The 13,012-nt window shown below is 75.8% G+C and carries 10 protein-coding genes; 2 read left to right on the forward strand and 8 right to left on the reverse strand.

What is annotated here, in order from left to right; all coding sequences use genetic code 11:
• The first annotated feature begins 101 nt into the window (after positions 1 to 101).
• Positions 102 to 1,556, forward strand: coding sequence for a hypothetical protein (locus OG509_RS29035; RefSeq protein ID WP_406185498.1), 1,455 nt, complete (start codon positions 102 to 104; stop codon positions 1,554 to 1,556).
• 29 nt (positions 1,557 to 1,585) lie between these two features.
• Positions 1,586 to 1,912, forward strand: a complete 327-nt coding sequence (locus tag OG509_RS29040; RefSeq protein WP_406185500.1) for a hypothetical protein — start codon at positions 1,586 to 1,588, stop codon at positions 1,910 to 1,912.
• 13 nt (positions 1,913 to 1,925) lie between these two features.
• Here the strand turns inward: OG509_RS29040 and OG509_RS29045 are convergent, their stop codons facing one another.
• The 8 genes from OG509_RS29045 to OG509_RS29080 form a co-directional block, all read right to left on the reverse strand.
• On the reverse strand, positions 1,926 to 3,257 hold the full coding sequence (locus tag OG509_RS29045) for a protein kinase domain-containing protein (RefSeq protein WP_406185501.1): 1,332 nt from the start codon (positions 3,255 to 3,257) through the stop codon (positions 1,926 to 1,928).
• Complete coding sequence (locus tag OG509_RS29050; protein ID WP_406185503.1) at positions 3,254 to 4,216, reverse strand: PP2C family serine/threonine-protein phosphatase; 963 nt, start codon at positions 4,214 to 4,216, stop codon at positions 3,254 to 3,256. The genes OG509_RS29045 and OG509_RS29050 overlap by 4 nt, the downstream gene beginning before the upstream one ends.
• A gap of 95 nt (positions 4,217 to 4,311) precedes the next feature.
• On the reverse strand, positions 4,312 to 4,974 hold the full coding sequence (locus tag OG509_RS29055) for a tellurium resistance protein (RefSeq protein ID WP_385585200.1): 663 nt from the start codon (positions 4,972 to 4,974) through the stop codon (positions 4,312 to 4,314).
• 36 nt (positions 4,975 to 5,010) lie between these two features.
• Positions 5,011 to 5,139 (reverse strand): hypothetical protein, encoded by a 129-nt coding sequence (locus OG509_RS29060; protein ID WP_406185504.1) that lies wholly within the window; start codon positions 5,137 to 5,139, stop codon positions 5,011 to 5,013.
• A 54-nt stretch (positions 5,140 to 5,193) separates the two neighbouring features.
• Positions 5,194 to 6,912 (reverse strand): hypothetical protein, encoded by a 1,719-nt coding sequence (locus OG509_RS29065; protein WP_406185506.1) that lies wholly within the window; start codon positions 6,910 to 6,912, stop codon positions 5,194 to 5,196.
• Positions 6,909 to 9,494, reverse strand: a complete 2,586-nt coding sequence (locus OG509_RS29070; RefSeq protein WP_406185508.1) for a GTPase-associated protein 1-related protein — start codon at positions 9,492 to 9,494, stop codon at positions 6,909 to 6,911. Before OG509_RS29070 ends, OG509_RS29065 begins: the two co-directional genes overlap by 4 nt.
• Positions 9,491 to 10,798: a hypothetical protein gene (locus OG509_RS29075; RefSeq protein ID WP_406185509.1), complete on the reverse strand. Its 1,308-nt coding sequence runs from the start codon at positions 10,796 to 10,798 to the stop codon at positions 9,491 to 9,493. Before OG509_RS29075 ends, OG509_RS29070 begins: the two co-directional genes overlap by 4 nt.
• Position 10,799: 1 nt before the next feature.
• Positions 10,800 to 12,938, reverse strand: coding sequence for a hypothetical protein (locus tag OG509_RS29080; protein ID WP_406185510.1), 2,139 nt, complete (start codon positions 12,936 to 12,938; stop codon positions 10,800 to 10,802).
• Positions 12,939 to 13,012: the final 74 nt, after the last annotated feature.

The following is a 13,012-nucleotide window of genomic DNA, read 5'->3' on the forward strand; positions in this document are numbered from 1 at the left end:
GGGACAGCCGCGGCGCGTTTCCGTAGGGTGGCGGGGACATGGGGGAGGGGTACGTGGGGGGACGGCAGTTACCGGCGCTCGCGCAGTATCGGACCGATGCCGTGACGCGGCATCTGTGTGCGGGCGCGCATCTGGACGAGGGCTTCGCCCGGCACGTGGACGTGGAGCTCACCGAAGACGGGCTGCGCGCCACCGGCCTCTCCCTCGGCATCGACCTGGTGGCGCTGGCCCGGCACGGGCGCGCCGCCGTGCGGCGGATCGACGTACGGGACCTGCGGCTGGCCTGGATCTGCGGGGTCGGGGTGTGGGTAGCCGTGCCCGTGCTGTTGTACGCGCTGGTCAGTGGGCTCGGGGGGCTGGCCGGCGCGGCCGCCGGGCTCGTCGTGACCGCGTACGCGAGCGCCTGGTGGCTGGTCCACCAAGCCGAGAGCCGGGCCCGTACGGCCGCGCTCACCGTGGAGCACGGCACGGAGCGCCCCGCCGACCTGGCCCCGGCCGTCGAACCCGACGTGGAGCAGCGGCTGTTGGAGCAGAAGCGGGCCAACGTGGTCCCGTACACGGCGAGTGCCGAGCGCACCAACCCCTTCGTCGGCAGCGGCTCCAAGCTCAAGGAGATGGTCTGGCAGCCCATCGACGTCAGCCGGCCGGCCGACGATCCGGCCGGCAACGGCGCCAAACTGCCCATCAAGCCCTTCGACGCGGTCGACCTGCACACCTACGTGGCCCGCGAGATGGAGCGCATCGCCGGACTCAAGGGCCTCCAGGTCCGCAACCGGCTCTACGTCATAGGCAATCACGTGCCGTACGTGGGCGCGGAACTGCTGCCGGACCGCCTGAAGCGGCCCCTCGCCCAGATCCCCAAGCAGCTCGTCCAGGCGGGCCTGATGCAGTCCGGCGCCGGCATGCGCACCTACCTCAGCCTGGTCCGGGCCGGTGAGGGCGGCCGTGCCATCGTCTCCATGCACCTGCGCGCCCGCCTCCACCACCCCAGCCTCACCTGGGAGGTGTCGGCGTACGGCATCCCCCCGCTCCAGGACCGCTTCGACCGGGTGAACCGGCTGCCGGTGGACGGGTTCGAGCGCTGGTGGAGCCTGGTCGCCCACGCCACCCGCGCCGCCGGGCCCACGCTGCTCGGCGCCGCCTCACGGATCTCCCGCCGCTCCTCCGATCGGCGCCGGCGCGCCCGCGCCCTGGAGAAGGTACGGCGCGAGATCGACAAGCGGCACATGCTGTACGACTACGGCGCCGTGGACAGCATCCGCGAACGGGTCGCGGACTGGGGCCAGTTGGGCTACACCGAGCGCACCGACTCCCAGGACTTCCTCCAGCGCCTCCAGCAGGGCGTGCTGATAGCGACCGAGCGGTTCCTGAAGGACCACAACGTCGACACCAGCTCCTACGACCAGGCGCAGCAGGTCATCAACACCCACACCTACACCTTCCAGGGCAGCGTGCAGGCCGGTGTCATCGGCGACAACGGAACCGTCAACCACCACGGCGGACCGGGCGCGTCGCCCGGCGGACCCCAGGGCGGCCAGGGCCGCGGCGCGCCCTGACCCCAAGACCAGCGGAAGCAGGAGAGCGAATGGGCACCTTCAACTTCAACAGGGACGTCAACGCCGGCATCATCGGCGACAACGGCACCATCAACATCGGGCAGCAGGACACCGCCGCCGAGACCCTGCGGCTGGCCGCCGAACTCGCCCAGTGGCTCCGCGACCAGGGCGCGGCCCCGAGCCGCATCGAGGCGGCGGAGGTCCTGCGCGGTGAACTGGACCGGGCCGCGCAGGAGCGGCGCGCCGCCGAGCCGGGGGTGATCCGCCGCTCGCTGGAGACCATCACCCTCGGTCTCGGAGCCGGCAGCGGCGGCCTCGCCCTCGCCCAGGAGATCAGCCGGCTCCTGGGCAACTGACCTCCTCAGGCCCCTACTTCGCCCGTACGACGGCCCGCGCGCCGCCGAAGTCCAGCTCCAGGCCCGAGCGCAGCGGCACGGTCTGGCCCGGGTCGATCCGCTGGGTGGAGCCGTCGGCGCGGGTTCCCGTCCACGTCGAGGCCGACCGGTTCGCCAATCCGAACCGGCCCGGCTTCTGCGGGTGTTCGGTCAGCAGCGCGACCAGCGTCCCGTCGCCGTAGTCGTGCCGGGCCGGCTCCGGGGCCAGGTGGTGCGCCTGCACCCGCGAGGAACGGTGCAGCAGGATGTGGTGCTCGGTGCGCGGCGGGGGCGTGGTCAGCACCAGCCGCGGCGGCAGCACCAGCGTGCTCCCGCAGCCCCAGCAGGTGCCCGGATCGGCGGACCGGGGCTCGGTCATGTTCTGCCGCCCGCACTGCACGCACTCCACGACCGCGTCGAGCACCGCCCGCAGCGTGTCCCGCCACTGCGACTCCCGTACCCGCGTCGTCGGATCGTGCAGGCCCGCGGTGAAGTTCTTGGTGAACAGCTCCCGCAGGGAGTCCGGGGCCGCCGCCCACGTGGCCAGTACGGTCGCCTGCTCGGTCGGGTCGGGCGCGTTGGACCGGTCCTGCGGGTCGAAGACGAACAGCGGCTGCTTCCCGTACAGCTTGCGCTCCGCCACCTCGTCGAGGCAGTGGATCGCCAACTCGCGTCTTCCCTTGAGCGGGTGATGGTTCATCAGGAACATGAACAGCAGCACCGACAGGGAGTGCAGGTCGCTCTGCGTGCCGGGGGCCACCCCCGGGTCGCCGCGCACCAGCTCGGGCGCCATGAACTCCATGGTCCCCGAGATGCCGGTGCTGTCGCCCTCCACCACCGCGTTGTCGTTGTCGCAGACGAGCACGTCGCCGGTGGCCGGGTCGAAGAAGATGTTGCCCCAGGAGATGTCCCGGTACGCGATCCCGCGCGAGTGCAGGGCCTGGTACGCCTCGACCGTGTACAGGCAGGCCTTCAGCAGGGCCCGCGTCGAGGTGCGCAGCTGGCGCCGGAACAGCAGGGGCAGGCCCTTGAACCGGTCCGGGCGGATGTCCATCAGGTACCCGAACCCGCCGCGCCCGTCGGCCACGAAGTCCAGGGGCCACAGGAAGCGGTCGTCGTCGAAGCCGCGGCCCACGAGCTGGCGGACGATGCCCTCCTGCGCGGGGGTCGCGCAGGCCGGGTAGTACCACTTGAGCGCCTGGTACCCGGCGGGTGTCCGCACCCGGTAGACCTCCCCCTGCCCGCCGGCCCCGAGCAGGTCGAACACCTCCACGCCCAGACCGCTGTCGGTCGTCAGCAGGGTCCCGCTGTCGAGCATGCCGCTCATTCGTCTCTCCCGTGAGGGTCGGTCGGTGGTGCCGGGTTGATCAGTGGTGCCGGGTCGGTGACCGGGGGTCCGGCGGGGTCGGTGGCCGGGGCCGCCTCCGGCGCCACGGCCGGTTCAGGAGCCGGCGTGGCGCCCCGGTGCCAGGCGGCCACCAGGGTGGTGTCGTCCCCCGAGTGCTGGGAGGCCCTGGCCAGCCACTGCGGGAGGACGGCCCGTACGGTGTCCGCGCCCTCCGCCGACAGTCGCTCGTCCAGCCCGGCCATGAACTGCAGGAACCCCCGGTCCGAGGCGAAGCTCTTCGACAGCCCGTCGGTGGAGACCGCGACCAGCCGGGGCGCCCGCCAGGGGGCCGTCACCGGCGCCCAGTGCGTCCGTACGCGCAGCCACGCCTCCGGGGTGCACAGCGACTCCGTCTCGTCCCCCAGGTCCGCCTCGGCGGGCGCCAGCGGTACGGTCACCCGCCCGTCCTCGTCCACCACCGTCAGCTCGCCGTCGCCGAGCTGCCAGGCCGCGAACACCCGGGGGGTGAGCACCGCGCCGACGAGCGTGCTCCCGTACAGCAGCACCTTGTGTTCCTCGGACAGGCCCGGCTCCTCGTGGGAGCTGGTCCGCGCCCAGTTGCCGAGCACCTTCTCCCGCCAGGCGCTGACCAGTTGGCGGGGGAAGGCGTGCTCGGCGTAGTGCATCAGCCAGGCCAGGCTCGGCGGCCGCTCGTCGCCGCGCGGCTGGGCGAGCGCCCCGAACCGCCGGGCCTCCTCGACGAAGAGGTCCACGGCGAAGCGGGAGCCCAGATGGCTGCGGGCGTGCGCAGCCGAGCCGTGGCCGTCGGCCACCGCCATGATCAGCGGTTCCTCGGCCGTGCCGCGCCCCTGGACCTCGCAGTAGTCCTGGTTGCGGGCCTTGTTCACGCCCTGGACGCTCTGGAGGAGCGTGGCCCACAGCGGCACGGACGCCGGCACGTACGGCGACCCGTGTGGCGACCCGTGTGGCGGCACCGGCGGCACCGGCGGTACGGACGGTGGTACGGGTGGTGGTTCCGGTGACACGGGCCCGCTCACCACACGTCGTCATCGTCGTCGTCGAGCACCGGCGGGGCGTACGGCGGCTGCTTCGACAGCGGGTCCGTCGCCCCCGCCACCATCTGCGAGGCCGCCTTGACCGCCGCCGTCGAGGCCCAGCGGATCGCCGCCGCCAGCTGCTTGGGGCTGTTCGCGTCCAGTGGCTGGAGCTCCGGATTGCCGAGGAACTCCTGGAGCACGGTGCGGTCGGCGTCCGTGCCGATCGCGATGGCCACCCGTACGGCCTTGCGTCCCCACGGGGTCGCGTCCACCGCCCGCAGCCCCGCCTTCCAGTCGTCCGTCGGTACCCCGTCGGAGACCAGCGCCAGCACCGGCTTCAGCGCCCGCTGCGGCATCGGCGGGGTGTCCAGCTCCCGGGCCACCATGTGGAGCGCCTCGCCCAGGTTGGTCATGCCGTCCACCTGGACGTCCTGCCAGGTGAAGTTCTCCACCGGCACCGGGTCCTGGTGGTGCCACCGGGCCGTGGTGGAGAACGTCATGGTGCGCAGCAGCAGTTGGGCCGCCGGATTGTCCTGCGCCACCGAGCGCATCTCCGGAACGGCTTCTCTGATCGCGTAGTTGAGCTGGCCGATCTTCTCGCCCTGCATCGAGTACGAGCAGTCGAGCAGCCAGATGAAGTGGACGGGCCGGTTCGCCATCGGCCCGCCGGGGATGTCACTCACCGCTAATCTCCTTCAACTCCCGAGCCATTGCGGTACGTACCGCACGAGTGCCGCCACCCCGGCGGCCGCCGTCATTAAGACCGCCGCCACGAACAGGATCAGCATCAGCAGCCGCCCCCGTGCGATCTGCGGTGTCACCATGGGCAGTTGCTCCTCTCAGTGACCCTTGGAATCTAGCCTTTGCCCCGCCCCACGTCACAGGCTTGATCGATCCGGCGAGTTCGGGTCGGCCGGATCGCCGGGGTGCGTGGGGCCGGCCGCGCCGGTACGGCCGCGTGGCCGCGGCAGCCGGGGCGGCCGGGGGACGCGGGGCCGCCGGGTCGCGGCCGACCGGCCGCCGACCCGTAGGCCCGTCCGCGACAGCAGCCACAGCACCGGCTCCGCCGCCCGTCGCTGCTCGGACACCATGGCGCCCGCCCCGGTGGCGGCGTGGGCGCTGACCGCCCAGTAGCGGGCCGCCGCGAAATCGTGGTCCAAGGTGCGGACCAGCCCGTCCAGACCGATCTCGCCCAGCCAGGCGTCGACCGGCCCCTCCGGCCGCGGCAGCGAGCTCAGCCGGTCCAGTACGTCCCGCTTGGTCACCACCACCGCCACCCCCAGGCGCCCCCGCCGGCCGCCGAGGCCCTGGAGCTCCCCGGCGAACGCCGCGTACGTGTCCACCGGCCCGAGGTCGGCGGGCCGGGCCGCCACCGCGAGCCTCCCGTCGCCCTCGCGCAGGGCGCGCCGTACGCCGGGCGCGGCCAGCACGTCCGCGACCAGCACCACCCCGTCGGCGTGCGCGAGGTACTGCTGGAGCCGGGTGGTGGCCGCGTCGCGCAGCGATTCGCCCATCGGGTCGTACAGGTACAGCAGCCGCCGGCGCTTGAGCGGGCCGCGCCCGCGCCCGACGAGCAGCATCAGGGCACGGGGCTGCCCGCCCTGCGTCTTGAGCGCCCACCCCGACGTCTCCAGCTGCCGGCCCAGGGTGTTGGCCTCGCGCCGGTCGGCGATCGAGGCGAACTCGACGGTGAGCGCCGACTCGTGCGACCAGGAGCGCAGTCCGTCGAGCATGGCCGCCATCAGCATGGTCTTGCCGGCGGAGGTGCCCCCGATCAGCGGCAGGTGCACCACCCGCGTCGTGCCCACGGCTTCCGGAAGCTCCTGATCGCAGTGCGGGCAGCGCAGGGCGAGCCGCCGCCTCCCGGCCAGGGCGGTGGTCGGCAGTGCCCGCCCGCACCGGCAGACGTGCCGCAGTGCCCCGAACCGGCCGGGCCGCAGCTCGCGGTGGGCGGCCCCGCAACCCGGGCACAGGTGCACGGCGAGCGGGAACGGCCGGTAGCAGCCCGGGTACGGGCACTTCATGCGGATGCCGCGGGCCAGCTTCCACAGCCGCTCCGCGCTCCGCCCGCCCACCACCCCGGCCAGCGCCACGCCCCGCACCAGCAGCAGCTGGGCGGCGAACGCCACCGCGATGCCGAGGAGCAGGGTGGAGGCGAGCAGCGCCGACAGCAGCGCGGCCAGCGCCGTCGCCGGGGCGAGCAGCCGCAGGACGAGCCGGCCGAAGACGTTCTCGGCGCGCTCCCCGGTCGAGGCGTTGCGCCCGGTCAGCAGCCGGCGGCGGACGAGCTCGTCGAGCCAGTGGTGCACCAGCAGGTACCGCACGGTGTGCGCGGCCGCCCGTGAGGCGGCCGCCGCGTCGATCCACATCTGCCGGTCCCAGTAGGCCGGTTGTGCCGGTTCCGGGCCCGGGTACGGGGAGACCCGCGGGTCGGGGGTACCGGGGGTGCGCGGCGTGAACGCGGTGGCGGCCGCCCCCAGGGCCAGTGCCAGGAACCGCCACAGCCCGTACCCGAGGCAGACGAGAACCCCGATCGCCACCGTGGCCCACCCGAAGGTCTTCGCGATGACCGCCAGGTCCAAGCTGTCGGAGATCACGGCCGCCTCCCGTCGTCGGCGGATCCGCCGGATCCGCCGGATCCGCCCGGGTCACCGGGCGCGATGGGTCCACCGGACCCGCCCCGCAGCGGCGGGTTGCCGGGCGCGCTCTTGGCGCCGCGCCGGCCGGAGCCGCCGAAACGGTCGCGCAGCCGCCCGAAGGCGCCGGGCCGCTGCCAGCCGCGGAACTCCTCCGACCAGCGGCCGCCCAGCCGGGCCAGGGCCTCCTCCAGCGCGGCGAGCTGCGGCGCCGGCAGGCCCCGTACGACCGGACGCAGCACGCCGTCGAGGAGATCGGCGCGGGTCTCCTGCCATGCCGGGCCCGCCTGGGGCTGCGAGTTCCAGGCGGCGAAGCACTCCGCCGCGTACCGGGGGTCGAGCCTCAGCCGGTCCGCGACCCGCGGCTGCCGGGCGGCCCGGCGGTACGCCGCCAGCAGCTCGGCGTCGTTGCTCTCGATCAGGGCCCGCAGCTCGCTGTCGGGCCGGTCATCGGCGAGGAGGTGGGCGGCCACCGCCGCGTACGCGTGCTCCCGCGCCGTCGGCGTCGGACCCGCCGTGCCCAGGGCCAGGGCCTGGCGGACCCAGCCCGGGCCGATCTCCCGGGCCCGCAGGTTCCGGGCCAGCTCCAGCAGCAGCAGCGAAGCCCGCAGCGAGGTCGGGAGTTCCGTCGGGTAACGGCGCAGCAGCTCCACCGCCAGCGCCTCCGCGTCCCGGTCGCCGGCCGGGGCGCAGACGGCCGCCCGCGCGAGCAACTCCCAGGTGCCGGCCTCCCGGTGGGCCTGCTCGCCCAGTGCGGACAGGGCCAGCCAGGCCTCGCCCGCGGTCGGCGGCTCCGCGCCCCACACCAGCCGCATCGCCGTCCGCAGCACCAGCGGATCCTCCTCCAGCGAGGTGCCGGAGTGCTCCACGAGCCGGGTCAGCGCCTTCATCCGGTCCCCGGCCGCCGCCGCGGGAGCCTGCGCGCACATCCGCAGATGCGGCAGCGCCCCGGTCCCGGTCGGCCGCAGCGGGGTCAGCGCGAACAGCCGGGCCCCCGCGGCCGGATCGCCCGCCGCGAGCCCGTCGAGCCGGTCGAGTACGAGCTCCCGCAGCCGCGGCAGCTCCGCCAGCGCGGCCCCTACCGCCTCCCCGTACGCCGACTCGGGATCGGCGATCAGGGCCTGCGCCAACTGCCGTGCCACATCGGGCAGGAGGGCCTCGGCGTCCACGCCGAGCTCCGCGGAGACCCGCAACAGCCCGACCCGGTCGGCCGCTTCGCGCGACGGGTCGGTGAGCGCCGCCCGCAGCTCCGGTTCCAGCTCGGCCGCCAGCCGCATCCGGGCGGGCTCGCCCAGCAGCCCGGCGGGCGGTGCGGAGCCGCCCGAGCGGACCGCCCCGGCCAGCGCCAGCTCCACCAGCGGCTCGCTCACCTCCGGGGGCGCCCAGCCGGCCAGGGCCGACAGCAGCCGCCCGCTCGCGGCGGCCTCCTCGGGCCCCCGGTCCTCGGCCGGACGGGCCAGCGCCCGGGCCAGCGCGTGCAGTTGTACGTCGTCCAGGGCGGCCCGGTGTCCGGCCGCCCAGTCGGCGGCCGCGGCCCGGCCCGCCGAGTCCAGGCCGACGCCGGCGGCGAGCGCGAGCGCGGCCAGCGGCCCCGCCTCGTACGGCCCGTACGGACCCGAGGGCTCGTACGGTCCCGACGTCCCCGACGTCCCCGACGTCCCGGGCGGTCCGCCGGGCGGTCCGGGCAGCCGCCGGACGTGCGCGAACAGCTCCTGCCGCTGCGCCTGCCAGATCCGCGCGGCGGTCTGCGCCCAGGGATCGGGGGCCGGGTCGGGCGCCGCCGCGCGGGCGGCGTCGTACACCCGGTAGCGGTGCTCCTGTCCGGCGAGGCCCAGGCCGTCCTCCGGCACCACGCCGATGATCTGCTGCCGGGCGAGCTGCGGCCGCCGGGTGTACGTGGTGAAGGTGAGCCACTGCCCCCGCCGGTGCGGCAGCACGCTGCAGGCCAGCATGATCCACCAGGCCACGGCCTCGCTGTCCCGCTCCACCAGCACCAGCTGCGGGGCCGCCGGATCCTCGGCGAGCCGCCGTACGTCGGCGAAGAACCCGGCGAGCCAGCGCCCCCGGGCGGCCACGAAGGCCGCCAGCGCCCCGAGGTCCAGCGGGCCGGGGGCGGGCACCGAGGCCAGCGGCGGCACCGGCGCCCCGGCCGGCGGCGAGTCGGCCGCCCACTGCGGGGAGCCCCAGGCGGTGATCGGCAGCTGCCCCCCGGCGGGCCGGTCAGCGTCGGCGGGCTGCGGCAGATGGACCGCGTGGGCGTGGAAATTGCCCCAGCGGCCGCTGTAGTCGGCGCCCGTGTACACGGAGCGGGCCAGCAGCCGGCTGCCGTCGGAGAGCACGTTCAGGCTCAAGGCCTGCGGGAATGCGGCCAGTTGATCCGCGCTCGGGCGCGGCGGCGCGTCCCGGGGCGGCTCGTAGCCGATCAGCTGCTCGGCCTCGCGCAGCAGCGAGGCGGGCACGCCGGGGCTGACGGCGGTGAACCGGAAGCCCGAGCCGTCCGGGCCCGGCGGTGCCGAGGTGTAGTGCAGTTGCGCGAGGTTCACGCCTCTCCTCCCGAACCGTGACGCCGGCCCTCGGTCCCGCTCACCGCGGCGACCGTACGGCGCCCCGCGCCCCCGCCGGTCCCGGAGCGCGGCAGCAGCCCGCCCAGTCCCAGCAGCCACAGCAGCGGGTCCTCGACCCGCAGCGGCTGCGGCCCCGATTTGGGGGCGTCGGCCGGGGCGTGCGCGGGCGGCGGGGAACCCAGCGCCGAGAGCCCGAACAGCGACAGCTGCGCGAAGTCCCGGTCCAGCTGCCGGAACAGCGCCCCCGAGTCCCAGCCGTCGAGCAGCCCCCGCATCTCCTCGTGCACCGCCAGCCGGTCCTCGTCGTCCACCGCGCCGCCCGCGTGCTCGGCATTGCGGCGCAGCGGGGAGTGCGGCCCCACCAGCGAGAACAGGGAGTCCGTCTTGGTCACCGCCACCGCCACGGGCGTGGTGACCCGGCCGCGCGAGGAGCCCCGCCCGTGGGCCCGCAGCTGCGCCGCGAGGTCCGCCGCGATCTGCTGCGGCGGGGTCTCCACCGTGGGCAGCGGAAGGTCCGCGTCCACCGGCAGCTGGTCCCGTACGGCCCGCATCTGGAGCGGGTCCACCAGCAGGATGATCCCGTCGGCGGCCGCCAGGTAGTGCGTGTAGCGGTCCATGGCCTCGGCGCTGCCCAGGTCCTCGCCCGCCGCGTCGAAGAACACCAGCGCGGTGTGCCGGCTGCCGTCCCCGCGCAGCCGGCGGCGCAGCGGCAGGCTCAGCCGGTACAGCAGCGGGTCGTTGAAGCCGAGCGCCGCGGGTCTGGTCGCCTCGGGCAGCCGCAGCCGGTCGTACAGGTCCTCGGCCATCTCCCGGTCCCGGCGCTGGGTTTCGCCGCCCATCGCCGTGATGGAAGCCCCGTACGCCCGGCCCACCCGGTTGCGCAGTTCGTTGATCAGCACCGAGACGTACGTGCTCTTGCCGGACGCCTTGGGGCCCAGCAGGGCGATGATCCGGGTGTCCTGGTCGGTGTAGTCGCTCGGGAAGTCGCTGTGGCAGCGCAGGCAGACCCGGACCGGGGTGGAGACCCCGCAGTGCGGGCAGTCCGCGCGGGTGCCCCCACCACTGACGAGACGGCCGGCGAGGCCGCGCGGGGCGGTGAAGACCGGCCCGCGCATCTTGAGTGCGGGCGGCACGCTCGGGCCCATGAACTCCGCCCACGTCTCGTCGAGTTCGGCGGTGCACGGTTTGCCGCCGCGTACGCCGGTGGCGGACATCTGGCAGCGGAACGGCAGCCGGGCGGCGGCCGAGCGGTCGAAGCAGTAGGGGCAGACGACGGAGGTCATGTCAGCGGACCACCAGGGAGGTGAGGGAGGGCTCGTCGAGCCGGACGGAGGCGGCACGGCCGCCGAGCAGGAAACCGCGTACGGCGTACGGGCCGCCGCCGGGCGGGTGGGGGAGGATCTCGCGCTCGACGGTTCCCGAGACCGCGAGCTCGGCGCCGGTCACCCGGCACAACTCGGCGCCGTCGGAGGGCCGGTGGGGCCGTGGCCCGCCACCGCCCGCTCCGGAGACGAGGACGAAGTCGGGCAGCCCGGAGCCCGGGTCCCCGCCGGGGGAGAGCAGGCTCACCCGGAGCACGGCGGGACCGCGCCGCAGCATCCGGCGCGGCCCGGGCAGGAGCCGGTACGCGATGGCCACGTCGGCCGGGAGGGCCACCTGCCCGGAGCCCTGCGGGGCGGCGGCGACCGCGTGCGCGCTGCGCGGGGCGGCGTACGCGGTGACGCGGACGGCGCCGGGGCCGACGGGCAGCTCCAGCCCCTCCCGCAGGAACACGGCCCGTACGACGGGGTGTTCGACGGGCTCGCCCCCGGACTCGGGGGTGACCGCGACGGTGACCCGGCCGGCGCCGTCGGGCCAGTCGAAGCTGACCTTGGCCCGCCCGGCGGAGGTCCGCCGGACCGTGAGCCCGCAGACCGCCTCCGGGGCCTCGACCGCCACGCCGGGCCCGGCCAGCGCCCGCTCGCCGAGGACCGCGACGGCGCTGACGGTGGCCAGCGTGCCGGGCGGCGGCTGCGCGATCCCGGCGGAGTCCACCCAGGCCAGCGCCGCCGGCAGCGCGGAGGCGGGCAGCTCGGCACCCTCCGCGGGAGCCGGCCCCGGCCACTGCACGAACCGTACGTCGCCCCCGGCGCCCCCCGCCCACCGCAGCTCCAGCCCACCGGCGCCGCGGGCGGCCGCCCTGAGCCCGGCCACCGGCTCGGGCCAGGGGTGCACGGTGACGGCGGCCTCGACCCCGCCGGACAGCACCTCACCCCCCGCCCCCGCGTACCGGCACCGCACCCGCACCACGTAGCCACCGGGCTCCAGCCCGCCGGCCCGCACGCGCTCCCGGCCGGACCCGGCCGTGCCCGAGCCCGCCGGGGCTGCTGCGCCCGGGGCGCCGAGGTCCGTGGTGCGTCCTTCGGGGTCGGTCAGGGTCACCCGTACCCCGGCCGCGCCGGGTGGGCGCAGCCAGGCCGCCTCGATGCGGGCGCGGCCGTCGGTGAGGCGCAGCTCCGTCACCTCGGGGGCCACCAGCAGCGGGGCGCTGATCAGCGGGGTGCCGCCGTCGCCGGGGAGGGCCACGTACCGCACCTCCCGGCCGAGCGGGGCCCGCCCGTCCGTCAGCGGCCCCGCGCCGAGCGGTCCCGGTACCTCCGGGAGCGGCGTGGTGACCGGCTCGCGCCGGGTCAGCCGGACCACCCGCCAGATCCCGTCCGGGTCGGCGCCGGGCGGTCCGGTCAGGGCCACCCCGCCGGGTATCGGCCGTGCCTCCAGCGGCCCGGGGTCCCCCTCGGCCGGCCGGTGGGTGCGGACCAGGCCGCGCACCGCGCGCGGGCAGTCCCAGGCCAGCCGGGCCGCCCGCCCGTACGCCGCCGCGGCCTGCTCCCGGTCCTGCCGGTCCTCGTGGGCGCGGGCCTCGTCCAGCAGGGCGTCCGCGGACCGTACCCGCTCGGCCAGCGCCGCCAGCCGTCCCGCCAGGAGCGGGTCCCCGCCGGCGGCGCCGCGCGGCAGTACGGCGGCGCTCCGGGCGGCGGCGCGCACCCGCCCGGCCAGCCACGCGTCCTCCAGCCCCTCGGCGGCGGCCCGCTGGGCCGGATCCAGCCGGGGGCTCGCGGCGGCGGCGTGCACCAGGGCCGCCGCCTCGTCGGGGTCGACCCCGAACCCGGCGGCCGTGTCCGGCAGATCCCCCCGGGGATGGTCGTGCAGCAGCCGCACCAGCTGGTACAGCAGGATCCGCCGCAGCGCGGCCGGATCCCGCTCCTGGATCCCGGCCAGCCGGTCCAGTAACGCGCGGGCCCCGTCCTCCGAATCGCCACGGGCGGCCCGCAGCCCCCGCAGCGCCTCGGCGCCCACATGGCGCCGGCGCCCCGGACCCTCGACCGCGAAGATCCCGTCGAGCACCCGGAACCGGCCTCCGGCCGGAACCAGTAATTCGCCCAAGTGACGTAAGCCCAGAGCCTGTTGCGCGAAGACGAGTTCCCCGTACCGTGCCTCCAGCGGAGCGGCCGGCAGGC

The sequence above is a fragment of the Streptomyces sp. NBC_01006 genome (genome assembly GCF_045162725.1).
Taxonomy (GTDB): domain Bacteria; phylum Actinomycetota; class Actinomycetes; order Streptomycetales; family Streptomycetaceae; genus Streptomyces.

Bases quoted from the DNA above. Each gene is read 5' to 3' on its own strand.
- OG509_RS29040 (WP_406185500.1), top strand. From the start codon at position 1,586: ATGGGCACCTTCAACTTCAACAGGGACGTCAACGCCGGCATCATCGGC.
- OG509_RS29045 (WP_406185501.1), bottom strand. From the start codon at position 3,257: ATGAGCGGCATGCTCGACAGCGGGACCCTGCTGACGACCGACAGCGGT.
- OG509_RS29055 (WP_385585200.1), bottom strand. From the start codon at position 4,974: ATGGCGAACCGGCCCGTCCACTTCATCTGGCTGCTCGACTGCTCGTAC.
- OG509_RS29060 (WP_406185504.1), bottom strand. From the start codon at position 5,139: ATGGTGACACCGCAGATCGCACGGGGGCGGCTGCTGATGCTGATCCTG.
- OG509_RS29075 (WP_406185509.1), bottom strand. From the start codon at position 10,798: ATGACCTCCGTCGTCTGCCCCTACTGCTTCGACCGCTCGGCCGCCGCC.